The organism is Marinobacter sp. DS40M6, from assembly GCF_028581595.1.
Classification (GTDB): Bacteria; Pseudomonadota; Gammaproteobacteria; order Pseudomonadales; family Oleiphilaceae; genus Marinobacter; species Marinobacter salarius.
The window spans coordinates 142,492-166,632 of sequence record NZ_JAFCAE010000006.1 but is presented as its reverse complement, the minus strand read 5'-3'; the positions used below and the strand labels follow the sequence as shown (position 1 = coordinate 166,632).

The 24,141-nt window shown below is 53.7% G+C and carries 23 protein-coding genes and 2 pseudogenes; 20 read left to right on the top strand and 5 right to left on the bottom strand.

Features of this window, described 5'->3' with window-relative positions:
• Positions 1 to 12 precede the first annotated feature (12 nt).
• The 10 genes and pseudogenes from JJO78_RS16310 (at position 13) to JJO78_RS16265 (ending at position 9,252) form a co-directional block, all read left to right on the top strand.
• The gene (locus JJO78_RS16310; RefSeq protein ID WP_085680950.1) at positions 13 to 969 is read left to right on the top strand and encodes a branched-chain amino acid ABC transporter permease; all 957 of its coding nucleotides are present in this window, start codon (positions 13 to 15) and stop codon (positions 967 to 969) included.
• A gap of 2 nt (positions 970 to 971) precedes the next feature.
• Positions 972 to 1,748 carry an ABC transporter ATP-binding protein gene (locus tag JJO78_RS16305; RefSeq protein ID WP_007152450.1) on the top strand — a complete coding sequence of 259 codons (777 nt, stop codon included), beginning with the start codon at positions 972 to 974 and terminating at the stop codon, positions 1,746 to 1,748.
• On the top strand, positions 1,745 to 2,458 hold the full coding sequence (locus JJO78_RS16300; RefSeq protein ID WP_007152449.1) for an ABC transporter ATP-binding protein: 714 nt from the start codon (positions 1,745 to 1,747) through the stop codon (positions 2,456 to 2,458). The genes JJO78_RS16305 and JJO78_RS16300 overlap by 4 nt, the downstream gene beginning before the upstream one ends.
• A 96-nt stretch (positions 2,459 to 2,554) precedes the next feature.
• Positions 2,555 to 3,556, top strand: a complete 1,002-nt coding sequence (locus JJO78_RS16295; protein ID WP_007152448.1) for a hypothetical protein — start codon at positions 2,555 to 2,557, stop codon at positions 3,554 to 3,556.
• Positions 3,557 to 4,169: 613 nt separating this feature from the next.
• Positions 4,170 to 4,802 (top strand): Tn7-like element transposition protein TnsE, encoded by a 633-nt coding sequence (locus tag JJO78_RS16290; RefSeq protein WP_085680944.1) that lies wholly within the window; start codon positions 4,170 to 4,172, stop codon positions 4,800 to 4,802.
• A gap of 645 nt (positions 4,803 to 5,447) precedes the next feature.
• Positions 5,448 to 5,891 carry a MarR family winged helix-turn-helix transcriptional regulator gene (locus JJO78_RS16285; protein ID WP_269400010.1) on the top strand — a complete coding sequence of 148 codons (444 nt, stop codon included), beginning with the start codon at positions 5,448 to 5,450 and terminating at the stop codon, positions 5,889 to 5,891.
• Positions 5,892 to 6,186: 295 nt separating this feature from the next.
• Positions 6,187 to 7,137, top strand: coding sequence for a lipid A deacylase LpxR family protein (locus JJO78_RS16280; protein ID WP_438941598.1), 951 nt, complete (start codon positions 6,187 to 6,189; stop codon positions 7,135 to 7,137).
• A gap of 265 nt (positions 7,138 to 7,402) precedes the next feature.
• Complete coding sequence (locus JJO78_RS16275) at positions 7,403 to 7,954, top strand: TolC family protein (RefSeq protein WP_157665609.1); 552 nt, start codon at positions 7,403 to 7,405, stop codon at positions 7,952 to 7,954.
• A 457-nt stretch (positions 7,955 to 8,411) separates the two neighbouring features.
• Positions 8,412 to 8,600 (top strand): annotated as a pseudogene (locus tag JJO78_RS16270) (hypothetical protein); the annotation flags it as partial.
• Between the two features lie 184 nt (positions 8,601 to 8,784).
• Positions 8,785 to 9,252 carry a GbsR/MarR family transcriptional regulator gene (locus JJO78_RS16265; protein ID WP_007152442.1) on the top strand — a complete coding sequence of 156 codons (468 nt, stop codon included), beginning with the start codon at positions 8,785 to 8,787 and terminating at the stop codon, positions 9,250 to 9,252.
• Positions 9,253 to 9,690: 438 nt separating this feature from the next.
• Here JJO78_RS16265 and JJO78_RS16260 read toward each other — a convergent pair whose 3' ends face one another.
• The gene (locus JJO78_RS16260) at positions 9,691 to 10,005 is read right to left on the bottom strand and encodes a hypothetical protein (RefSeq protein ID WP_157665608.1); all 315 of its coding nucleotides are present in this window, start codon (positions 10,003 to 10,005) and stop codon (positions 9,691 to 9,693) included.
• A 74-nt stretch (positions 10,006 to 10,079) separates the two neighbouring features.
• Positions 10,080 to 10,316, bottom strand: a complete 237-nt coding sequence (locus JJO78_RS16255) for a hypothetical protein (protein ID WP_007152440.1) — start codon at positions 10,314 to 10,316, stop codon at positions 10,080 to 10,082.
• Between the two features lie 383 nt (positions 10,317 to 10,699).
• Between JJO78_RS16255 and JJO78_RS16250 the strand changes: the two genes are divergently transcribed.
• Complete coding sequence (locus tag JJO78_RS16250; RefSeq protein ID WP_273624128.1) at positions 10,700 to 11,206, top strand: helix-turn-helix domain-containing protein; 507 nt, start codon at positions 10,700 to 10,702, stop codon at positions 11,204 to 11,206.
• Positions 11,207 to 11,247: 41 nt separating this feature from the next.
• Here the strand turns inward: JJO78_RS16250 and JJO78_RS16245 are convergent, their stop codons facing one another.
• Positions 11,248 to 11,862, bottom strand: coding sequence for a TetR/AcrR family transcriptional regulator (locus JJO78_RS16245; RefSeq protein WP_085680932.1), 615 nt, complete (start codon positions 11,860 to 11,862; stop codon positions 11,248 to 11,250).
• A 259-nt stretch (positions 11,863 to 12,121) separates the two neighbouring features.
• Between JJO78_RS16245 and JJO78_RS16240 the strand changes: the two genes are divergently transcribed.
• The 5 genes from JJO78_RS16240 to JJO78_RS16220 are packed head-to-tail and all read left to right on the top strand — an operon-like array spanning position 12,122 to position 18,112.
• Positions 12,122 to 12,607, top strand: coding sequence for a PaaI family thioesterase (locus tag JJO78_RS16240; protein ID WP_085680930.1), 486 nt, complete (start codon positions 12,122 to 12,124; stop codon positions 12,605 to 12,607).
• Positions 12,604 to 13,095 carry a PaaI family thioesterase gene (locus tag JJO78_RS16235; RefSeq protein WP_269400007.1) on the top strand — a complete coding sequence of 164 codons (492 nt, stop codon included), beginning with the start codon at positions 12,604 to 12,606 and terminating at the stop codon, positions 13,093 to 13,095. Before JJO78_RS16240 ends, JJO78_RS16235 begins: the two co-directional genes overlap by 4 nt.
• Positions 13,085 to 13,987 (top strand): alpha/beta fold hydrolase, encoded by a 903-nt coding sequence (locus JJO78_RS16230; RefSeq protein WP_085680926.1) that lies wholly within the window; start codon positions 13,085 to 13,087, stop codon positions 13,985 to 13,987. The genes JJO78_RS16235 and JJO78_RS16230 overlap by 11 nt, the downstream gene beginning before the upstream one ends.
• A 37-nt stretch (positions 13,988 to 14,024) precedes the next feature.
• On the top strand, positions 14,025 to 15,077 hold the full coding sequence (locus tag JJO78_RS16225) for an efflux RND transporter periplasmic adaptor subunit (RefSeq protein WP_085680924.1): 1,053 nt from the start codon (positions 14,025 to 14,027) through the stop codon (positions 15,075 to 15,077).
• The gene (locus tag JJO78_RS16220) at positions 15,074 to 18,112 is read left to right on the top strand and encodes an efflux RND transporter permease subunit (RefSeq protein WP_085680922.1); all 3,039 of its coding nucleotides are present in this window, start codon (positions 15,074 to 15,076) and stop codon (positions 18,110 to 18,112) included. The genes JJO78_RS16225 and JJO78_RS16220 overlap by 4 nt, the downstream gene beginning before the upstream one ends.
• Positions 18,113 to 18,426: 314 nt before the next feature.
• Here the strand turns inward: JJO78_RS16220 and JJO78_RS16215 are convergent, their stop codons facing one another.
• Together JJO78_RS16215 and JJO78_RS16210 are read right to left on the bottom strand one after the other, a co-directional pair.
• Entirely contained in the window at positions 18,427 to 18,618 is a 192-nt protein-coding gene (locus JJO78_RS16215; protein ID WP_227517747.1) for a transposase, read from the bottom strand.
• A gap of 475 nt (positions 18,619 to 19,093) precedes the next feature.
• Positions 19,094 to 20,036, bottom strand: a pseudogene (locus tag JJO78_RS16210) (IS1380 family transposase); the annotation flags it as partial.
• 178 nt (positions 20,037 to 20,214) lie between these two features.
• On the opposite strand from JJO78_RS16210, the gene JJO78_RS16205 reads away from it, so the two are divergent.
• The 4 genes from JJO78_RS16205 (at position 20,215) to JJO78_RS16190 (ending at position 23,971) form a co-directional block, all read left to right on the top strand.
• On the top strand, positions 20,215 to 21,570 hold the full coding sequence (locus JJO78_RS16205; protein WP_085680916.1) for a Rieske 2Fe-2S domain-containing protein: 1,356 nt from the start codon (positions 20,215 to 20,217) through the stop codon (positions 21,568 to 21,570).
• Between the two features lie 19 nt (positions 21,571 to 21,589).
• Positions 21,590 to 22,084, top strand: a complete 495-nt coding sequence (locus JJO78_RS16200) for an aromatic-ring-hydroxylating dioxygenase subunit beta (protein ID WP_085680914.1) — start codon at positions 21,590 to 21,592, stop codon at positions 22,082 to 22,084.
• A 77-nt stretch (positions 22,085 to 22,161) separates the two neighbouring features.
• Complete coding sequence (gene benC / locus JJO78_RS16195; protein WP_007152425.1) at positions 22,162 to 23,175, top strand: benzoate 1,2-dioxygenase electron transfer component BenC; 1,014 nt, start codon at positions 22,162 to 22,164, stop codon at positions 23,173 to 23,175.
• A gap of 10 nt (positions 23,176 to 23,185) precedes the next feature.
• The gene (locus JJO78_RS16190; RefSeq protein ID WP_007152424.1) at positions 23,186 to 23,971 is read left to right on the top strand and encodes a 1,6-dihydroxycyclohexa-2,4-diene-1-carboxylate dehydrogenase; all 786 of its coding nucleotides are present in this window, start codon (positions 23,186 to 23,188) and stop codon (positions 23,969 to 23,971) included.
• Positions 23,972 to 24,141: the final 170 nt, after the last annotated feature.

Sequence of the window (24,141 nt, the reverse complement as noted above, 5' to 3'; positions counted from 1 at the left end):
CGGGAGCCGATCATGATTTTCGAGAAACGCACCGAGCGAATCCTCGTTCCGATGTTCTTCGTGGTGACTCTGTTCGTGCCACTGTTCCTGGAGTCCAACTCCTTTTTCGTGGATAAGGTGACGACCATCATCATTCTATCCATCTTCGTGATGTCCCTGGACTTCCTGGTAGGCCGTGTCGGCCTGATTACCCTGGGCCACGCGCTGTTTTACGGTCTGGGTGGCTACCTGTTTGTCATCCTGTCACCGGAATACGAAGCGGTGAACTTCTGGGTCTACAGCTTCTATATCTGCGGCTTAGCGGCCTTGATCGCTCTGGTGACCGGCGCCGTGGTGCTCCGGACCACGGGTATTTACTTCATTATGATCACCCTGGCGATCTCCCAGATGATGTTCTATTACTTCTTCGACTCGCTGGACTTCGGCGGTGACGACGGTGTGTTCATCTTCATGAAGCCCGAGACCAGCATCTTTGGCCTCAGTTTCCTGAACCTGGATGACCCGCAGCACTTCTACTACTTGGCGCTGTTCTCCCTCTTCAACACCCTGGTGTTCTTCAAGGTGCTGCTGCGTTCGCGCTTCGGCCGAATCGTCGAGGCCACCAAGCAGAATCCGGACCGCACCGAAGCCCTGGGCTACAACATCTTCGCTTTCCGGATCACGTGCTATGTGATTGGCAGCACCCTGGGCGCTTACGCCGGCTTCCTGTTCGCCTTGCAGTATGGCTTCGTGAATCCGTCCTTCCTGGCCTGGGAGATGTCGGGCACGGCGCTGGTCATGTCCATCTTGGGCGGTCTGGGCACCATCTACGGCGCCATCCTCGGCACCTTCGCCTATGAGGGCTTGCAGTACTTCTTCGAGCACCTGACCGAGGAATGGCTGTTGTTCATGGGCTCCGCCATCATCCTGATGGTCATGCTGCTGCGCAAAGGCATTGCTGGCTACCTCGAAAAGCTTCTGGAGAAATAACCATGGCTAACGACATCGTTCTGGAAACCGAAGCCCTGAGCAAATACTGGGGCGGCATCAAGGCCCTCAACGACATCAGTTTGCAGTTCCGGGACCAGCAGCTGCACGGCGTGGTCGGCCCCAACGGCGCTGGCAAGAGTACTCTGCTGAACATGCTTTGCGGCACCCTGAAGCCCACCTCCGGCTGTATCTTCCACAAGGGCCAGCGCATCGATACCCTGAAGCCTTGGAAATTCGTCCGGCGTGGTATCGGCCGGAGCTTCCAGAAGACCAACATCTACCCGGAAGTGACCTGCCTGGAGAACTGCGCCATTTCGGCCCAGCGCCGCTTTGGCGGCAACTTCAACCTGTTTGTCTCCCGTCACGGCAACGAGCTAGTGCGCAAGGCAGCCGAGCAGGCCCTGGCGCAGGTGGGCCTCGAGGACCGGACCCACACTATTGCCGCCGAGACCTCCTATGGCGAGCAGCGCCAGCTGGAAATCGCCATGGTGCTGGCGACCGAACCCTGCATCCTGTTGCTGGACGAACCCATGGCCGGAATGGGTCACGAGGAGTCCCAGCGCATCATCGAGTTGCTCAAGAAGCTCAAAAAAACCTACTGCATCGTACTGGTGGAGCACGACATGGATGCCATTTTCGAGCTCTCAGACCAACTCACAGTACTGGATAACGGCTGTCACCTGATAACCGGCACGGTAGATGAGGTAAGGGCCGACCCGCAAGTGAAAGAAGCGTATCTGGGAGCGGAAGAGGACGATGCAAAGGAGCGGGTAGCATGAGTACGGCACTGCTGGAAATCAAGAACATCAATACCCTGTATGGGCGCAGCCACATCCTGCACGACCTCTCGTTTCGGCTCGACAAGGGCCATTCATTGAGCCTGATGGGCCGCAACGGCATGGGCAAGACCACCACCCTTAAGTCCATTCTTGGCATCGTGCCGCCCCGTAGTGGCCACGTGTATTTCGATGGCGAAGACATCGGCAGGCTGCCTACCTGGAAACGCATGCGCCGGGACATCGCCTACGTGCCTGAGGGGCGGGGCATTTTCCACAACCTGACGGTGAAGGAACATCTGCAGATGGCGGCCCGTCCCGGCAGTAATGGCCAAGCCAGCTGGGACTACGATAGGGTGATGGAAACCTTTCCGCGCTTGCAGGAACGGTTGTCCAACCTGGGCACCGAACTGTCCGGGGGCGAACAGCAGATGCTGGCCATCGGCCGAGCCTTGGTCACCAACCCGCGCCTGATGATCTTGGACGAGGCCACTGAAGGTCTGGCACCACTTATTCGCCAGGATATCTGGAACGTCATTGCCACTATTCGGGAGTCCGATATCTCCACTCTGGTGGTGGACAAGAACATCACGGCGCTCAAAAAATTGTGTGACCGTCACGTGGTCCTGGTCAAGGGAAGAGTGCACTTCGACGGCAGCTCGGCAGAACTTGACCGGAACCTGGAAAAGGTTGAAAGGGCATTGAGTTTATAGATTTACAAGAAACGGATAAGAATAGTCATCTATCGGATAGTTAACATTGCTCAAATTGGCGATTCTTGGTTTTCAATAAAATGGAGAAATAAAACCATGAACTATCGAAATTCTTCGCTGACATTTATGATCGCGTCCAGCCTCGGAGCCGTACCTGCAACCTACGCGGTTGATCTCGGTACCTACAACGACACCTCCTTCAGCGTCGCGGGATTCCTCAAGGCGGAGGGCATCTTCGAGGATCCCGAAAATGGTGATAGCCGCATTTTTGGTCGCGCCAACCAAAGCCGATTCAACTTGAAAACCGTAACCCAAAAGCAGGGACACACCGTGATAGGCTTCATAGAGGGAGACTTCTATGGGGGCGTCTATCCGGGCGAGAACAGCGACTGGCGTTTGCGCCACGCTTTTATCAAGATTGATAACACCACTGTTGGTCAGACTTGGACCGGCCAGTTCTGGGCTGTGGCCTTCACCGACTACCTCGACTTCTTGGGTGGCCCACGTGGCACCCTGGCCGGTTTGAACTTTCGTACTACTCTAGCCAGTTACGAGTTCCAGGGCCTGCGGGTAACTGCTCAGGATCCGGTATACGCTGATGCTGATATTCCTGATCTCGCCATCAATTACAACCTCAATCTGGAGGGTGGTCACAGGATTATCCTGACCGCCAGTGGCCGGGAAGTGGACAACGGGGATTTCGTCGCCGGCGCTGCCGTCGGCACCAAAGTCATGCTGGGTCGCCATAGTCTGAACCTCAATGCCCACTATGGTGAAGGTCTGGGCGCCTTTACAGGCGTAGGCGTGAACGGTTCCCTGTCCGACGACGTCGAAAATGGAGATGCTGTGAGCCAAGCCGGCCTGAATGCTGGTTTTCGCTATGTCTTCAACGATCAGTGGCGCGCCAATGTGGCTTACACCAAAGTCGAGGTGGACGACCAGGCAGAGACCGATTACGAGGGCCAACGCGTGAACTTGATTCATAACATCATTCCAGAGTTGGAAGTCGGGGTTGAATGGCGGAAGTATAACCTGGCTTTTGGCCCGCTGGCTCCGGAAGGGCAGCAGGTCGAAGTCATGGCCAAGTACGCGTTCTGAATTGATCGTTCAGAATTAGCGTTTTTGCTGTATCGAACTGCATCGAGCAGGGAGCGGGGCGCCCCCTGTTCCTCTCGACTTGGCCGGGTTTATTTCTTCAGCTCATCCAGAGATGATCGCTGCTCAGTAATCAAAAATAGATTTCGGTGCTGTCAAATTAACTAACGTCGAACCAAGTTGTGACCTTCCCGCCTTTGTCATGCCGCAGCCACTTTCCAATCCGAGAACGCACCTACAGTGAGTTTCCAGTAGTGCCCTGCACCGATCAAGTAACGGTCGAGACTAAACAACGTGTAATATGCAGCCCTGCGCCTGTTGGGGCGATTTGAATCAACGCATCGGCCTCTCCCGCACACCGGGGGTGGCTGATGCGATAGCTCCGCTTTGTTACTAGCATACTGGGCGCTGTTATGAATGACCTCCGGCACCATATCTCGGTGTGCGACTCCATAGATCCTCGATTTATCGGACAGAAAGAAGGTAACGGTGGGAGCCTTCAAGGGGCATCAACTCCCATTGACCAGCCACTGACTAATGATGAGGAATCTCCGTCATTGGAGGCCGGAGCCACATCCTTGATGTCCCACCGGTCAAACTTTCGTTTTCCCGTCCAATGATGACGGTCCGTAAAGCCTATAATGGCCGTCGCAGGCCTGGAGCAAGAGGTTCGGAAACCGCTAGTGAGCCAGGTGAGGGCCAACCGGAAATCATTACCGACGAGCCGACTATTCAGGGTAACTTGCCGGCGGGCAGATTTGATGCCGTTGACGATCAAAGTAATGATTCGCATCTTTATACTCGTAACTTTGACGCGTTTCCCGCAATGATTGAGTTGCTCGAAAATAGAGGATGCCGATTGCTGTTTGGGGGTATCAGGAAGCTGCCGGTGTTGAAAGACTACTCAAAACGCCTGCTGGCGGTCGGAAACCCCCGGTGCTTGTCGTATCGAGTATTGAACTACGCAAGCCGAAATTACGCACTCTTGGAAGTGGATAAGCCGGATATTAACAAAGGACTATCAATCCTCCTCTTAGAGCAGCCGAGGCCAGACTTTACCTGGCATGCAACTGTCGCGGAGTTGGAACAACGGCTCATCAAGAAGTCGTTGCGCTGGCCAACAACCTATCTGGACGAGACGTTTTCTGGTGCTTACAGGCGAATATCGCACCATGGAGTGCGAGCAAGAGAAACAATGGTTAGCAAAGTAGCGTATCAGGATGTAAAGGCCATTTGTTACTGGTCCTAGAAAATCTTAGCAGAGTTATTGTGAACTGACTGTCAGGCTACTTCGGGAACGTAATCGACCCTTCGGTCCGGTCATTATATGAACGGTCCGAAAATAGAGTTACGGAGACTCTGAAAAAGTTGCGTTCAGCAACCTGATGATTGGATAAAAATAGATGCTGGTGCAAGGCCGTTCAGATTGTCGCCTAGCACTTAGCGGGCAACCGCTGGGCTGGTTGGGGAGAAAGCTCAATCTGTATCAAAACACGCAAGGCAAGCGTCTCATCATTTGTGGTCGACCGAAAAAATCGGTGTTGTAGACAGTAAGTCAGCATCCGGGAGCAAGTTCGTTGGCGTGCGCTTCAATCCAGCTTTGGCATAGAGCCCTTCGGTGAAATCGCGATCTCGATGTTGTAGACGGCGTGATCAGAATTGGCGCTCAGGTCTGTTACTGGGTCCCCTTGTGTCATCAGTGTCCGCTGAAGGCCTGCTGTCTCCGGAGGAGCGAGAAGTTCCATGTCTCACCGGAAGCTTATGAGCTGGCCCGGTAATCCGCGTGATGTTGCATATTGATCTGGCGGAAATCTGGTTAATGTGTAACTTACGTTTGCCCTAATGATTAGCTTACGATTTACTGTTACTGAATCATCGATAGCAGGGCAGTGACATGGATCAGAAAACCCCTCGAGATCAGTTTCTTTTCGCTAATGCCCGGGTAGCGAGGCGCTGGCGCAAGTTGTTGGATGAACGCCTGAATGACCTGGGGGTTACGCAGGCGCGCTGGTCCACCATGGTCTGCCTTCAGCGTAGTGGTGGATTGACCCAGCGGGAGTTAACCCACCTGATGGCCGTCGAGAATCCGACATTGGTCCGCCTGCTTGACAGCCTCGAGGAGCAGGGTCTCATTGAACGCCGGCCCAACATGCGTGATCGGCGGACCAAGCTGCTTTATCTCACCAATGCCGGCGAGCGTTTTATGAGCACATTAAATGAGCGGGCGAGTGTGTTGCGGCACGAGATGCTGAAAAACATTGAAAACACAGACCTGGAAGTTGCCCTGCGTGTTCTTGAACGGGTTATGGAGAATTCTGCCAACCTCAAAAATATTTGAGTCCGAGGCATTTTTCAGGTTCGAGCGAAAAAATTAGAGCCGGGGCGTTCCTCAAATTACAACGGTGCAGGACAATTCCACCACGGCTAGCGGTCAATAATTATCCGTGTTAGTTTTAGTTTGCACTGAACAATTTGAACGAGCAGCCGTCTCATCATTTTTGGCCGATCACCGAAAAGGTCAGTCAGCACCCGGGAGCAAGTTCTTTTGCAGCCGGTTTAACCCGACTTTGGCAGAGGGAACTTCCTTGAAATCTCGATGTTGCAGAAAATGTTATCGGAATTGGTGCTCAGGTCTGTTGCTGGGGTTCTTTGTGACATCAGCTTCCGCTGGAGGCCTGCTGTCCCTGAAAGTGGAAAACGATGCGTTTTCCGCCGGCGGCGATGGTCAATATACCAACGGCGCAGAGGTAATCTGGGCCTTCGAGCCGGCTGATCAACATTGGACCCGCCGTCTTGCGGATTTTATTCCGGGCTGGTCTGCCAGTAGTCTTGCCGGTGTAACTTACCGGTTTGGCCAACAGATCTATACGCCGGAAGACATAGAGGTGGAAGCGCTTATTGAAGATGACCGTCCCTATGCCGGCCTTTTGTTTGGCGGGATTTCGCTACTGAACGAAAGAAAGCTCGGCGGCTTGCGTTTGGCAGAAAGTTTGTATATCGACGTGGGCATCGTAGGACCGGCTTCTGGTGCCGAAATGGTCCAACGAAATACCCATGAACTTATTGCGTCAGCCAAGCCGAGGGGGTGGGACAACCAGGTTGATAACGAGCCAGTCATCAATTTCGGTTACGAACGTGCCTGGTTTGTTCAGCAGGATTTCGCTGAGCTGACCGTTGAATACGGACCGTCTGCCGGGTTTGCGCTCGGCAACCTGTATACCTACGCTTCCAGTGGCCTTGGATTTCGTTTGGGGGAGGGTCTTGATCGTAGTTTCGGCATTCCGTCAGTCGCCCCTGCACAAGGCGGACAATCTTCATTTCGGCCTAATCGGGGCTTTAGCTGGTACGTCTTCGCTGCCGTTGAAGGGCGCTATATGGCACACAACCTGTTTTTAGACGGCAACAGTTTCGAGGACAGCCACTCGGTTGATAGCCGCGAATGGGTTGGCGACGCTCAGGTAGGTGCGGCATTGACCTGGGATCGCTGGCAGATCGCCTACACCTACGTGTGGCGCAGCGAAGAATTCGAGGAAAAGGACGGCTTCGATCAGTTTGGATCGATCGTTCTGTCTACCTGGTTGTAAGTAAAGGCATGGATCGAACGGTCTTTGAGTCTTTTGTCCATTCAGAGGTTAGTTATATGCAGGCAGAGAAGAGTTTGATGGCGCGTCTATTTGTTGCAAATGCAATGGAGGTGCTGCTGGGCCGGGATCCGCGTTAGATGATGGAGGATGTCATTACCGCGACCAATACGATCAATGCCATTGCACCCCTGCAGGCGTACCCGCCGGGCGGCCTGGGGATTTTTTGGTTTGACTCCCCGACATTGTTGCCGCCGAGCAAGAACTTGTGGCCAGAAACGCTGAAATCGGAGTTACCCATGCCGCCTTCCTGCCGACGATTTCGTTTACCGAGCTGCTGGGTCAACAAAGTGCCACCGGCGGCGATCTGTTCCAGGGATCCGCATCTACCTGGCAACTGGGGGTGGCGTTGGTCGGGCTATTGCTGGACTTCGGGCGCGCCGAGGCATTAGTCAATCAGGCGGAGGCACGTCAGCGCCAGGCTCTGATTGCCTACCGTCAAGCCATTCAGACGGTATTTCAGGAGGTGCTCGACGCCCTAGTAGGGCTGCGCGGCTCCGACGAGTGCCTGCAAACGCGGGCTCGACAAGTAGCAGCCCTGCGCAACACTACTGAACGTGCCCGGCTGCGTTTTGAAGGCGGTGCTTCCAGCTACCCGGAGGTCCTGGACGCTGAACGACGCTGGTTCACGACCGAGCTCGACCTTGTAGCAACGAAACGCGACCGTTTGCGTTCGATGGTTAATCTCTATCGTGCCATGGGCGGCGTCTTCGGGGTGCTATTAACCGCGCAAACTGAGGCCAAAGAAACGGTTGATTAAGCGGTCAATACACCAGAACATGGAGAGTTGTGATGAGCGGCAGGAATTGGTGGGGAAAGCACACAATCAAAACTCTCCTGAGGGCTGGGTGGGTGCGTGGCCTGACCGCTTTAGTTGTCGTTGGCTTGGCAGCGTGGGTCAGGTGGTCTAAGCAGCCGGAAGAGTCGAGGCGGTTGAGATTAACATTGCCACCAAAACAGTCGGCCGGGTCAGGGATTTTCTGGCCGGTGAAGGAGAGTTTTTGAGAGCCGGCGATGAACTGGCGAGAATGGTACAACTGTCCTGGAGGCACAGCGCAGCGAGGCTCAAGCGCGTTTGCAGCGTCCGGATGGGCACAGAGCCAGTGGCCCAGAGGGAAGCTGAGAAGCAGGCTGTCGAGGCGCTCATTGCCCAGAGGTGAGAAGAGCTCGGCGCAGCGCATCGGCGCCTGGCGAGTAGCGAAGAACTTGCAGCCAAAGATGCCGTCCAGTGCATCATGCTTGCCTCGCCCAACACGCATTTCGTGGTGCTGGCCCAGGCGATCCTCTATCGTGGCGCGGGCTTCACCCCCGTCTGACCACAATTCCTGGCTATCGCCGTTGTCGGGGCCGCCCTTTTCGGATTTGCTCTCGCACGTTTCCGGCGGCCCCTTAACACCATGGCGTGATCAGTGCTTGGAAAAGCGCCAAGACGCGTTCAAGTGTACTGGCCCTTGGCAGGGCACGCCTGGCGAAGACCGTGCTCAATCAAGCCTGAGCTTGTAGGAATGCGACGCGACCGTTTAAAGTACGCGTTTAATCCGTATCGCATTTTGTTGGAGGACTGGCAGGGCCCGCACGGGCCCTCTGACTATGAAAATACTCACTGAATCAGACGCGCGCTTTATTGAACGCATGGGCCAGTTAGCCCAAGCAGAGGGGCTTTCCCGCATAGCAGGACAAATCTGGGCGGTCCTCATCGTGTCTGATGACCCGGTCAGTTCGTCAGAGTTGGTGGGTCTGTTGCGTGTCAGTAAGGCCAGCGTGAGTACAAATACCTGCTTTCTTGAACGGTTGGGCATTGTCGAACGTCGTTCAGCGTTAGGTGAACGGCAATATTTTTTCTCAATCCGTCCCAACCCTTATACTGCTTTCCTAGAAGGTCAGATTAAAAGATATGCGACCGCAAAATCGGTCGTCGCGGAAGCCAAGTCGACGATTACGAATGACCGCACTCGCGCCAAGCTTGCCGATCTGGAAAAGTTCTACGGCATGTATTACCAGAGCTTGAGCGATCTGTTGGAACATTTAAATGTTCAAGCCTCTGAGGATGAAAAATAGGGCATCGGGATGACCCTGTCAGTGCGGCGTATCGCCCTTGACAGAGGCAGACTGCCGTTCTTCCCGTCAACGGCAACGCCGAACATAGGTTCGCGGAGATGGCAGGTACGGTAGTGTGTTCAGTATTGTACGCGGTTCTCCCGGATTTTTTAGGTTTCAAGTTACAATCCGATTATCAGGAAATGGCTGCGAGGCGAGAGAATGAATGGGCCACGTTATTTATCTGTTCAAAAAGTCCAGCCCTGAGGCCGGCCTTATATCGGGTTTAATCAGTTTTGTGTTTAAGGCGACACATACCTGAGGTGAAGTTCATTCGGAGCGATTTCTATTGTCAGTTCCGTGTTTATGTCGATCACTAAGTTTACTACTCCATTAACAACTCCGCCGAATAGGCGGCAAAGAAGTCCGGTTCCGAAACTAAAAATTGCGGACTCTTCTTCAAGCAAACCCACCCACAGTTGCTTCACCCAAGAGGCAGGTCAGAAGCAATATCGGTTCAACGTTTCGTTGGTCGATAACTAGTTGCCCATCATCAAGGAAACTCATCGGGCCGGAAAGCTTCAGTCCATCGATTGGAAAACTGCGGAGGTTGTCCTCAAGGCGGGTATTGGCTAAACCACTCAGTCTGACATTCTGATACGGTGCATCAAGGTATACATCCGGCTCGGTCTCGAAAGTCAGCTCGCCATCTTTTTGAACAATTACGCCATTAATGAGATCGTCTCGGTTTTCGCCCTGGCAACGCATGCGCAAGACGAGAGGGCCTATGTCAAACTCTTGAGAGGCCTTTAAATCACTGGTTGCAAGTGCTGCCAGCAGTTGATTGCTCAGATCGACCCAGATGTTGCTGGGTGTGGTAAGCAGACCGAAGGACGCAACTTCACGCGTACTCGCATGCTGCCATCTTCGGCAACTGTTGGTTCACCCGCTATCTCAACATTCAGGTTTGCCGTCAGAAAGATAAATTTTTTGAACTCATCGCAAACTGAGGCACCTACTTTACAGCCAATCTGCCCGTTGTCCTCCAGAACCCCGCTACTGATCTCCGTGATGGTAAGCTTCATGGCATTTTCAGGGATTCCGCTAATCGCTTCAGGCTCTGCGGGATCCAGTTTCAGGTTAGTATTTACATCCCTGTCCGGGAGGTTTTTTCAGCGGCAGAGGTACGGATGCTCTGGTTATATCTATGGCAATAAATCGGTTTTCAAGCGATTGCCCGTCTGACGAAAGATCCCCAAGGCTCCTTCCCGGGTCGGCATACTGGCTAAGAAGTCTGGTGCACAGGGGGCACCCTGTTGATTGGTAATACCATCGGTCGGCACGTAACGGTAGGTTGTGCCTGGTTCCCAACTTTCAAGCGGTATGGCTCTTAGTTCACGGCCGTGTTGGCCGCCCTTTGCACGAGGCCGAAGTGTGCTTCGCCCAACCGAAGCTCAAGTATCACGCAATGTATTCGGACTTTTTGTCCGGGCAGATTCACTTTGATTGCAACCAGTTCAAATTCAGCTTGCCGATGGAATTATGTCGGGAACCGAACTCCTCCGCCAACCATGAAAATTATCGTCTGGCCATGCGACAGCGTGAAACCATGCTTGCGCAACTTCAGTCCGATAAACTGAGCTACCAGACCCGCCTGACGAAGGTGATGTTGTCCCGACCGCCCGGAACGCTCAGTGAAGACGAAGCGGCAGCCTCTTTATTCATGAGCAAACGCACCCTGGCACGCAAACTCAAGCGCGAAGGCCGCAGTTTCCGAAAAATTCGCGACGAGATTCTGTCCCAGCAGGCAGCGACCTACTTGCATGACAGCCAACTGTCAATCGAGGCCATTGCCGCGTTGATGAACTATCACGACAGTGCCAATTTCAGACGCGCCTTCAAGCGCTGGTGTGACCCGTCCTCTGAGCAATTCAGGCAAAATGTCAGATCACAAACAGTGCATCCGTATGATTAGTGATCATAAACAGAGGCTACTTGCGTTTGTGAAGCCAGAACCTATGCCTGAACCCCTTTATTGATCACACCGTCCATAGCGATTTGCCAAATCAAATCACCAATGGCGTCGAGTGAATGAGCCCCGTTCGGGTCGAACCAGGTTGCAACCCAGTTGAGCGCCCCAAGGCCGATCAGGCGGAGCAATCGGCCGTCAACATTCTTCCGGATCACGCCCTGTTCAATCATTGTTTCGAGGATCTCAGCCCACAGGGACTCGTATTGGTCACGCAGTTCGATGATTTCCTCGCGAGCCTCCGGGCCGAGCGCTCGCCATTCAAACAGCAGCACGTAAACCGCGTCCGAATCTAGCAACAGGGCCCGCAGATGCGCTTTGATACAAAGACGCAATCGCTCAACTGGATCATCCGAACTGGCGTAAGCCGACTCGACCTCTGCGGTAACTAGGTCGACTCCCCGGCGCATCAGCTCGACAAGGAGCGCTTCCTTGGTACTGTAACGATAATACAGACTTCCGGGTAGCATATTGCAGGCATCGGCAATCTCCTTGAGCGAGGTCCTTTCGAATCCGCTCTCACGAAAAAGCCGGGCTGCGTTAGACAAAATATTGCCCTGATCGCCCAGTTTGCTTGTAGGAGTAATCTGTCTGTCAACCATGGCTTAAACATCTCCTCAGCAAGCCAGTTTTTTATTCATCAGAGCGGCCGCCACCAGACTCGTTTCACTGATGGTACGCCATTACACCGGCGGCGAGCCATTTCCCTCAACAGATTCTTGACTTTTGGTTGGTTAACCAACCAAAATCCAGAAACGAATGTTATTCGGCAGAAAGTGACATGGCAATGACTTATGAAAATCAGCTGTTTCCCATCATTCCCGCCCCTGTGTGGAATGCAAACCGGAGTGCGCAGATCTGATGACGGATTCGAACAGAGTTCAGCATAGTGATGCTGTGTCGACGGCGTGGCAGTTCACCGAACAGGTTCCTCACGGCAGGGATCTGGGTATGCAGGTTGTCTCTGTGAACGGAAACCAGGTATGCATGCGCCTGACCCCTGAGTCTTGGATGTTCGCCGAAGATAGTAGCGAAGAGATCTGCACCAGCGTGCTCTACTCGCTGGCAGACTCGGCCAGTGGACTGGCGGTATTCGCAGAAGCCCGGGAGTTGTCGCCCACTGCCACGCTGGATTTGCGCATGGATTATTTGCGCCCTGCCATTGGCGACCGGGCCCTGTTAGCGGTGGCCACCTGTCGTCATTTAACGGACGAGGTCGCGTTCATCCATTGCGACATCCTCAGCGAGAGCGATAGTGCACTGTTAGCGACGGCAAACGCCACCTTCATGCGCAACACCCAGGGCCAGCGATTCCAGGCCGGTGGACGAAAAAAGGAGGGCGCATGAGCACGACTGGCGATTCGGCACAACCCATCTCAGGCCCTACCGAAAGCGGGAAAGAATGTTCCGACTGGGGAGCCCTGCTGGAGCGCATTCCCTACGCACGGCATCTTGAGCTTGAGGTTCAACGCTATGACGCAGGTCTTGTGGTTCATATGCCATGTCGTGAGGCCCTGATTGGCAACTTTATGCTCCCCGCCCTCCATGGCGGAGTTATTGGTGCACTGATCGAACTCATTGCGCGGGTCGCTGCGCAAAGCCAGGATACAGAGACACGTTGCCCACGCATTCTCGACAGCCACATCAATTACCTCCGCTCCGCGCAGGCCCGATCGACTTTCGCCAGCGCCGAGATCGTCCGGCAAGGCAGGCGGACCAGCCTGGTCCGGGTGACCTGCTGGCAGGGCGATAAGAGCAAACTGATCGCCAGCGGTCAGGTTCAGTTGTTGCTCCCGACGATGGCGGACAAACAAGCAGACCTTCATGAACAATAAGCACAACAGACCTGAACGCGAGGAATTCCAGGCGCCGGATGGCGCGGAGATCGCCCTGTGGCGCTGGTGGCAATCCAAAGCGCGCCCCACGGTGCACTGGGCCCATGCCACGGGTTTCCATGGTCGCCTGTACCACCCCCTGCTTGACGAGCTTGCCACGGACGTCAATGTCCTGGCCTGGGACATGCGGGGGCATGGGGCCAGCGCCGGTGCGACGAACGTGTCGACATTCCGGGGCTGGGAAACCTATTATCGCGACATGACCGCTCTGCTGGAAAGCCTGGACGAGCCGGTCTGGCTCGCCGGCCATTCCATCGGTGCCACCACCAGCATCATGGCCGCTGCCCGACGGTCAGACAAAGTGCTGGGCCTGATTCTGGCGGAGCCGGTGATCATGGATCCGGGGCAGGGCCTGAAGCTGTGGCTGGCCAAACTGCTACGCCAGTCACATCGGTTGTCACTGGCCGCCGGAGCCGCACGTCGGCGCAGGGTATTCGATTCGCACGCTGCTGCGCTGGACAACTATCGTGGCCGCGGTGGCTTCAAGACCTGGCCCGAAGCGTGGCTGGAAGCCTACATCCAACACGCTTTCCTGCCGCAGGACGATCAAGTTCGCCTGGCGTGTGCGCCGGAGTGGGAGAGCACCACCTTTGCCCATACCGAACACAACCCCTGGCCCGGTATTCGTCAGTTGCGGTGCCCGGTTATCGCGCTGGCGGCGGAACGCGGGTCAACCTTCTCACCGGCGGCGCGAAAACGCCTGCAGACCCTGCTGCCTTCGGCTGACGTCAGGGTTATTGAAGGTACGACCCATTTTCTGCCCATGGAGCAGACGGAAACCGTTCGCGATGCCATCCTGCAACTTGCTTTGTCCGGACACCGCGAGAGCTGATACCCACACCTTGATTTTGCCAATCGGGACACCTGCCATGCGCTGTATGCTGACACTGTTTATCTCGCTGCTCATTCTGTCTGGTTGTCAGCAGTCTTCGGAACCGCCCCCAGAGGCCCACGCCCCTATCCCCTGGGTAAAAACAGTTGAACTGAAGGATGCTGGCCCAACAGCGCAGAGATTTTCAGGGACCCTGCGAGGCCGCCACGAAGTTCCTCAGGCCTTTCAGATCGCCGGTCGGATTCAACATCGTTACATCGATCCCGGTCAGCGCGTGGAAAAAGGCGACTTACTGTTCAAGCTCGATACACGAGACCTTTTAGCAACGGCGGAGGGAGCCGCCGCGGATCTGAAGCGTGCAGAAGCCGCCCTGGCAATTGCCACCAATGAGCTCCAGCGCCAGCAGCAACTTGTGGGGCGTCAGTTTGTCAGCGAACAAACTCTGCAACGCCTTGAATTGGCAGAGCGTGAGGCGCGCAGCCAGGTGGAAACGGCTTCTGCACGCAATCAGCAGGCTCAGAATGCCTTGGGGTATGCGGAACTAAAAGCCGCTAATGCGGGCGTGGTCACTGAGGTCATCGTTGAACCCGGCCAGGTTGTGGGTGTGGGACAAACCCTTGCCGTTCTGGCTGAAGATCAATCGCTGGAAGTCGAGGTTTTTTTACCAGAGGGCAGTAATCCCCCCGAACGCGGTTATCTTCCTTTACCTAATGGCGAACAGCTTGCTGTGAGTCTGAAAGAGATTGCCGGGGCTGCCGACCCCCGAAGCCGGAGCTGGCGTGCCCGATACAGCCTGGAGGGCCCCTACCCCTCGTCTTTAACCCTGGGTTCGGTGGTGAGTGTGCGGTTATCACAGAAGCAAACCGCGTCCAGCCATCGCGTACCGCTGGGTGCCCTCGATGAGAGAGGGCAAGCGCCGCAGATCTGGTTGATCTCCGACGGCACGGTGAAGCCCCTTGCGGTCGAGGTTATTGATTTGGGCGAGGAGTATGCGCAGATCAAGGCCGATATCAACGTGGGAACGCTTATCGTCGCATTAGGGACACACCTGCTCACGCCTGGCATGGCGGTGCGGGAGCTGACTCAATGAGCTTACCGAATCTTTCCGCGCTGGCAGTGCGCGAGCGTTCGGTCACCCTCTTTTTTCTTTTGCTGTCCGTTGTTACCGGTTTCTACGCGTTCTCGTCCCTTGGCCGGGCGGAAGACCCTGCGTTCACCGTCCGGGCGATGGTGGTTTCTGTCGTCTGGCCAGGAGCAACCCCCGAGGTGCTGCAGAATCAGGTCGTGGATCGTCTGGAAAAGCGAATTCAGGAGGTGGCGTATTCCGATACCATTGAAACAACCATCCGGCCCGGGCAGGCCGCCATGCTTATCCGATTCCAGGATTCTACGCCCAGCAAAAAAGTGCCGGACCTCTTCTATCAAGTCCGCAAACGAATGCTCGATGAGAGGCCCAACCTGCCCCGGGGTGTGATCGGCCCCATCGTCAACGATGATTTCGCGGATGTGTATTTCTCCCTGCTGGCCCTGACGGCACCCGGGATGCCGATGCGTGAACTGACCCGAGAGGCAGAATCGATACGGGATCGCTTGCAACGGCTGCCCGGCTTGCAAAAAGCACAGCTCTTGGCGGAGCGTCCTGAGCGGGTGTATCTCGAATTTGATCAGGACCGGCTCAACAACCTCGGTTTGTCGGCAGAAGAGGTGTTGCAGGCGATAGAGGCCAACAACCGTCTTCAGCCTCTTGGCTTTGTTGATATTGCCGGCCCGCGGGTTTATGTCCGCAGCAACATCGACCTGTCTGACATTGAACGCCTCACCTCAGTACCTCTGCGTATCGGAGACCAGCATATCACCGTGTCTGATCTGGCCGAGGTGCGTTTAGGTTATGAAGATCCTTTGAACTACATCGTCCGCTCCAACGGTGAGGATGCGATCCTCCTGGGTGTGGTCATGCGTGCGGGTGAAAATGGCCTGGAATTTGGCGAGCGGCTGCGCGAGTTTGTCAGAGCTGAACAGGCCAGACTGCCCCTGGGAATGTCAATACAGACCCTGACCGATCAGGCGGAAGCGATTACTCAGGCGGTTGATCTTTTTCAGGTCAAGTTTCTGGTTGCGTTGGTCGTGGTGATGGGGGTCAGCATACTGGCGATCGGTCTGCGCGCGGGTTTGGTGGTGGGCATTGCGATTCCTGTGACCCTTGGCCTGACCTTTTTATTGATGAAAATGGCGGGCATTAACCTGGACCGCATCACCCTGGGTGCCTTGATTATCGCACTGGGCCTGTTAGTGGACGATGCGATCATCGCCATTGAAATGATGATTGTGAAGATGGAGAGCGGCTGGGACCGGGTGCGGGCAGCCAGTCATGCCTGGAGCATAACAGCCGCGCCCATGCTCTTTGGCACGCTGGTGACGGTGGCCGGATTTGTCCCCATCGGATTTGCCCAGTCCGGGGTGGGAGAATACACCGGCAACATCTTCTGGGTGCTGGCTTTTTCGTTGTTAATTTCCTGGGTGGTGGCGGTAACCTTTACGCCTTATCTGGGCGTCAAACTCTTGCCCGATTACACCGGGCATACGGGCCAGGACCTCTACCAAAGCGCGTTTTATCAGCGGTTGCGCGGGGTGATCACAGCGTGTGTACAGTACCGGAAAACCGTCGTTTTTATCACAGTGGGTTTGCTGGCGATCAGTGCTTTCGGGATGGCAACCCAGGTGCAGAAGCAATTTTTTCCCAGTTCTGATCGCCCCGAAGTTCTGATCAGTGTCTACGCTCCGCAGGGGAGCGCTATCGCCACCACGGATCAAAGTGTCAGACGCCTGGAAGCGATTCTGATGGACATGCCGGAGGTGAAAAGCCTTTCTGCTTACATCGGTGCCGGTGCGCCCCGATTCTTCGTATCGGCCAACCCCGAGCAGCCGGACCCGGCATTTGCCAAGTTGATTGCCATTGGGCAGGACGTTGAAGGGCGCGATCGCATCATCTCGGCACTGGAAGCCAGAGTCGCGGCGGGTGAATTTCCGGAGGCACGAGTGCGTGTAACGCGTTTGCTGTACGGTCCCCCGGTGGTCTGGCCGGTCAGTTTTCGTGTGCTGGGTCCGGAAGCCGATCAGCTCAGAGAGATCGCGCACCAGATCCGGACTCTCATGACCGGGCATCCGAACATCGTCATGCCGCATCTCGAATGGGATGAGCGCGTACCCACGCTCTATCTTGATATGGACCCGGAAAATCTGGGTTGGATGGGCCTGACCCCGGCGGAAGTTGCCCGGCAACTGCAGTTCCAACTTCGCGGAGTGGCCGTCACCGAACTGCGCCAGGGCATAAGGAGCGTTCAACTGGTGGCGCGTAATGCCCGTGGCGAAGTGATCATGCCGGAAGATCTTGAGATCAAAACCCGCGACGGCCGCAAACTTTCCGTACAGCAACTGGGCAAGTGGCAGGTTCGTTACGAGGACCCCGTCATAAAGCGTTACAACCGTGACCCCTTCCTGGCCGTTCAGGCCGATGTAGAAGGTGCCCAGCCACCGGATGTCACCAAGGAAATCTGGAGTGCGATGATCGCCCTGCGTGAACAGTTGCCGGAGGGTTACCGTATTGAAATCGGCGGTACGGTGGAACAATCAGCCAAAGCCAATGCGTCCATCCAGACATTACAACCGGTGATGTTGGCGTTGATGCTGATCTTAATCATGCTTCAGATGCGTTCATTTATCGGCACATTGACCGTTCTCGCCACCGCGCCACTGGGTCTGATTGGGGCTGTGCTGGCTTTGCTGCTGTTTAATCAACCCTTTGGCTTTACCGCGTTGCTGGGACTGATTGGCCTGGGCGGCATCCTGATGCGAAATACCATGATTCTGACCCAACAGGTGCAGGACAACTTCAAAGCAGGGATGGTTGCCCGGGAAGCCGTGGTCGAGGCGGCAGTCCAACGCGCCCGCCCTGTGGTGCTCACTGCCCTGGCGGCCGTTCTGGCGTTTGTACCTCTGACCTTTGACCTGTTCTGGGGGCCGCTGGCTTATGTCCTTATCGGGGGCGTAGCGGTCGGCACTCTGATCACGCTATTGTTTGTGCCGGCGCTTTATGCCCTCTGGTTTCGTTTAAAGAGCGAAAACTGATGAAGGTCGGAATAGCGTCAAGTTTTGTTAGCAAGTACTTTTCAATTAGGTCTGCCAGGGAGGTGTTTGAATTCTGAGATAATCCTCGCATACGATCTGTCGTCACACTCCTTTTCTTAATATCTAGTCGCCCCGCCTGCCCATGCGGGGAGTTATACTGATGCCCAGCCAGCCAGCCAGCCAGCCAGCCAGCCAGCCAAGCGAGTAGGCCGAGGGGGATAATGAATAGACGGCGCTTCCGTAAACGCAGCATGCTCCCATAAAGGAGCATGCTTTGGAAGTTCGCTGCAGGCTTTCATAAAGTTACCAACTCTTTAATGATGCCACGCTGCCGCAAGAATTCGAAGCTCTGACAGAGCGTCTTCCATCGCCGGGTGGCTCAGGTTATAGAACAATTGCATGCAGTGGACTCGCTGCATCGCGGACAACGGATACGGAGGTCGTCCTTTCGGGCCTTTGGGGTAATAACGGGCTACCTTCTTCTCCAGCTGCTTCCAGTAAATCAATTTGCCCGTTCGCTCCAGAAAGATTTCGCGGCGGGGTTTCCGCTTCTTGGTCTGGTACTCTGCTTTGGAGAAGGTGATCTGGTCGATGGTGGCAACGAATTCTGTGCAGTTGATGATGTCCGTATTATCGCTGATTTTGGGGACTAATTCTGAGACTTCTTAACACGCTGATGCTGTTTGTGTTTTTCTGGTGTCAGACAATATCCCGATAACACTATTGGGATGTTAGGATACTTTGTTTGTCATAACTTGAATCAGTTACTCCACCTCCTCAATATACCCGGGCGGGCACGCCCCAAGCCAATTTGTCCAGGAATATGGCCAAAGTTGAGCTATTGATTCCCAACCTTCCCAGGCAAAGCCGGTCGTTGAGTCGAATTGATCAATTTGTGGTTAGTTCATGAGATTCAGACAATAGACAGTGGTCCCGGTTAGGGCGCCGGGTGAGTTAAAGGTGACGGGATGTTCGAGTGACTTATCCGAAAGAGGCAAGACCTCGATAGAGGTCCCGACAAATGACAAAACCCGGAAAGTGTCGGCCAAATCGCAGCAGCCATTGTCGGCCGCTGTGAATTAGTCGGCGCGCCATGTAAATGAGGTCTTGCATCATCATCTTTAGGCGACGGCGTTCGGCTGGGTGGCGCATTCGGGCCGGTGAGTCTCTGGCCCATCCAGCGCAGCAGGTTGTATACCATTGTGGCGAAAGCTATTGCCAGGTTGTTGGTGTGGAGCTTGCCCGAAGGTAGACACTCCAGGTCCAGGTCGGTCTTGAATTCACTGTAGAACTGTTCACTGATGGCGTGGTAGCTACACAGTGCCATGACTTGCTGCTCGTTGGCGATGTCGGCTGGTAAGGTCGCGATCCAGCCTTCGAGGCTAACGTCCGGTTCCAGATACAGCTGTCCACTGGCGTCGCTGATGTGCACGGTCTCCTTGAGGACTCGGCGGAACCCGAGCTCGTCCGAAACTTCTTCTGACAGTACCGCTTCCATCTTGTCGTCACGGTCCAGGTTCCAGGCGCAACAGAATGGGCTTGTCCGTGGGTGTCCGGGCCTGAGGCAGAATTCGCCGGAGCGTGTCTAGGAAACCGTTGTTGGCATGCTGGCTGCCAGGGCGCAGCTCGCAACCCAGGCACCAGCCCCCCGCCCCTGGGAAGCGGCTATCGGGAGATGGCCGTCATCCCCCTTGTTGACGCCTTCCTTATGGGACTGCCTGTTGTCCTTGGGAAAGGCATCCACATTCAGCGCGACATGGCCCAGCCTCAAGGGCGATATCGGGGCTTCGACGGACTGAATAAACTCAACGATGGCCTCAACCAATACGGGCGTCAACGCCTGTCCATCCTCATCAATTCGCTGTGGCAACTGCGGAGATGGATGTGATTGCAGAAGCCGGACAATGAATGCAGTAATAGGATTTCGATCTCTGACTAATTTAGAGAATATTAACGCGAACCATCGTTGTTTATCTCCATGTTGGGTCTTTGTCCCTTGCCTTGGTGAGGGACCTTTTTAAGAGTCTCGACTCGGTAGTCTTATACGTTGATAACTACAAGTTTGGTTCATTCTCTATTAATTGAGAAGTCGTGAGGTATATATGTCAGACCGCATAAAAGAGAAAATCGAGTCAATGCTTGTCACGGATTCGGAGAAAGGAATTTATAAGCTACGGAGGGATGCCTTCACTGATGAGGAAATTTTTGAGCTAGAAATGAAGTATATTTTTGAAGGTAACTGGGTATATCTTGCCCACGAAAGCCAAATTCCAAAAAATAACGATTTCTTTACGACCTACATTGGTCGACAGCCGGTGATTATAACGCGAGACAAAGCCGGCAATCTTGATGCCTTCCTCAATGTTTGTACTCACAGAGGAGCGATGCTCTGTCGGACGAAGAAAGGTAACAAATCCGTTATGACATGCCCCTTTCATGGCTGGAGTTTTAGTAATTCGGGGAAATTGCTCAAAGTTAAGGACGAAAAAGATTCGGGATATCCTGATTCATTCAACTGTGAAGGCGAACTGAACCTCAAAAAGGTTGCGAAGTTCGAGTCTTACCGTGGATTCCTTTTTGGAAGTCTGAATCCTGATGTGCAAGAGTTGAAAGATTATCTGGGTGAATCTACAAAAATAATCGATATGATCATCAACCAATCGGAAGATGGTATTGAAGTTCTACGAGGTGCTTCCACTTATACGTTCGATGGTAACTGGAAGATGCAGGCAGAAAATGGTGCAGATGGATATCATGTTTCGGCTGTCCACTGGAACTACGTTGCTGCAGTTGCAAGAAGAAAACAGGGTCTATCTAAAACTGATGCAAAGACTTTGGATCTTAGTACTTGGAATAAGCAAAAAGGAGGATTTTACGCCTTCGAGAATGGGCACATATTATTATGGATGCAAGTGCCGAATCCAGAAGATAGACCATTGGCTGAAAAAAGACAAGAGCTCTCCAGAAAGTATGGTGAGAATAGGGCGGATTGGATGATTTCCAATATGAGGAACTTAGGAATTTATCCAAATGTTTTCTTAATGGATCAAACGAGTACTCAAATTCGTCACTTTCGCCCAATCTCACCGACTAAAACTGAAGTGACGATATATTGCTTTGCGCCTAAGAACGAAAGTGAAGGTGCGCGTACTCTACGTATTCGACAATACGAAGATTTCTTTAATGCTACTGGTATGGCAACACCGGATGATCTAGAGCAGTTTCGTTCCTGTCAGAACGGTTTTCAAGCTTCCGAGGTGCCTTGGAATGATCTTAGTCGAGGGGCTAAGCATTGGATTGATGGGCAAGATGAAGCGGCGAAAGATATTGATCTATTTCCGCTGCTAAGTGGTGCTAAAAGCGAGGATGAGGGGCTGTTTGTAGTTCAGCATGAACATTGGGCTAATACGTTAAAAAACATACCTGATGAGGAAGGGCGAATTATTTATAAAAGATGAAATTATCTGGAGAGATGTTATGACTTTTTATTACGAAAAAGTTTGTGGATTTTTATATTCCGAAGCCCGCTGTTTGGATGATAAAGATTTTGAATTCTGGATTCGGCATTATGATAAGAGTGTCGAGTTTTGGATGCCCTCTTGGGATGATGATGGTAATCTTACAAGTAACCCAAGAACCGAAATTTCACTGATGTACTATGATAGCCGTGACGGCCTCGAGGATCGAGTATTTCGTATCCAGACCGATCGGTCGGGAGCAAGCAGTGAGCCCGATCCCAGGACGCTTCATTCGATAAGCAATATAGAGATAATTGATGCTAGTAAAGAATCATGTAGTGTTCGGTATAACTGGATAACAAAAAGTTTTAGATATAATAAAGTAGATACATATTTCGGTGTCACGTTCGTTGAGTTGATTGTTAATAGTGACGAGAATTATGCAATCTCAAGAAAGAAAGTAATATTGAAAAATGACTATATAGATCATGTGCTGGACATCTACCATGTGTGAGTTGTCTACAAATTTATGGTCTGAACTTCTCACGGTCGTCCTTCCTGGTTAACCGTTTGATGAAAAGGTAGTAAAGAATGTATAAGGTAGCGCTCAATTTTGAGGACGGCTTCACTCGATTTATTACAACCTTACCAATGGAAGCAGTGGCAGACGCGGCGTACCGATCCGGAATCAATATTCCGCTCGATTGCCGTGACGGGGCATGTGGCACCTGTAAATGCCACTGTGAGTCCGGCAGCTACGAGATGGGTGGGTATATCGAGGATGCGCTCTCTGATCAGGAGGCTAGGCGCGGATATGTTTTGACCTGCCAGATGATTCCGGAGTCGGATTGCGTCGTCACAGTACCGGCTTCCTCTGAGGTTTGTATAAGGAGTCAGCAGGCCGATTTACGCGCCAAGCTTTTTGACATCAATCGCTTGTCAGAATCAACTTTGTCATTCACCGTTGCCAGTGATGAGCTGCGTGCCATGCACTTTTTGCCGGGACAGTATGTCAAAGTGCTGGTGCCGGGAACTGATCAGTGGCGTGCCTACTCCTTCAGTTCCTTAATCAACCAAGCTGATGGGTCGGTGTCCTTTCTCATCCGTGTAGTACCCGAAGGTCTGATGAGTACCTATATGACAGAAAAGGCCAGGGTAGGTGACAACATCACGCTGTGCGGTCCGTTCGGCAGCTTCTACCTGCGTGACATCCAGCGCACCGTACTGATGCTGGCTGGTGGCACCGGCCTCGCACCCTTCCTGGCGATGCTGGAAAAGATCCAGCGGGATGGCTGTGCACACCCGATCCATCTGATTTACGGCGTCACTCACGATGCTGACTTGGTTGACATGGATAAGCTGGAATCCTTCGCAAACGCCATCGATAACTTCACATTCAGTTCCTGCGTTGCCTCTAAAAATAGCAGCTGGCCACAGAAGGGCTATGTCACCGACTATATAGAACCCGGACACCTGCATGATGGCGATGTGGACATCTACCTCTGTGGCCCGCCGCCGATGGTAGAAGCGGTGGACTGCTATATGCAGGAAAAAGGTATTCAGCCAGCCAGCTTCCACTATGAAAAATTTGCGGCAAGTAAATGAGGATAGCTAAATGAGAGTTGAACGTTTTGAAAACCGCGTCGTTGTGGTGACCGGTGCTGCCCAAGGTATTGGTCGTGCTGTTGCCCTTCAGATGGCTGCCGAAAAAGCTAGCCTGCTGCTGGTGGATCGCTCCGAGTTCGTCAAAGAGGTGGCCGAGGAGGCCCTGGACGCTGGCGCGGCAAGCGTCCAGATAAGCGTCGTTGATCTGGAACGGTACGCGGATGCCTGCAAGGCAGTCGATTTGGCGGTAAGTCATTTTGGCCGCATCGACATATTGATCAATAACGTTGGCGGTACGATCTGGGTCCAGCCCTATGAAGTCTACGAGGAAGTGCAGATCGAAGCCGAGATTCGTCGCTCCTTGTTTCCGACCCTTTGGTGTTCCCATGCAGTTTTGGCACAGATGCAAAAGCAGCAAAGTGGAGTGATCGTGAACGTGTCATCCCTTGCAACCCGAAGTACTAACCGTGTGCCCTATGCGGCGGCCAAGGGTGGCGTAAACGCTTTGACCGTGTGTATGGCGTTTGAAAATGCCAAATATGGAATCCGTGTCAATGCAGTAGCACCCGGTGGTACTGATGTTGGCCCGCGGCGGATTCCTCGTAATAGTGAAGCCATGAGCCAATTGGAGAAGGGGTGGTATCAGGCTATCGTTGATGAGGCTACCGAAACGAGCTTCATGAAGCGCTACAGCGTACCGGAAGAGCAGGCCAATGCCATACTTTTCCTGGCGTCTGACGAGGCTTCCTATATCACAGGTACGGTGCTGCCGGTGGGTGGCGGGTATCAGGGGTAACCTAACCCTTTGCTCCAATTAAGAAGTTCGCACTGATTACGCCGGTGGTTGAGTAGTGCGCCTTTGCCTCAAGTTAGGAAGATAGTTTCGAACTAACTATGGAGAAATGCTTGGGAGCGGCTGACGGCACGTTTGAAATGTAACGTTGGGCTCCTCAAGGAGATCTGATT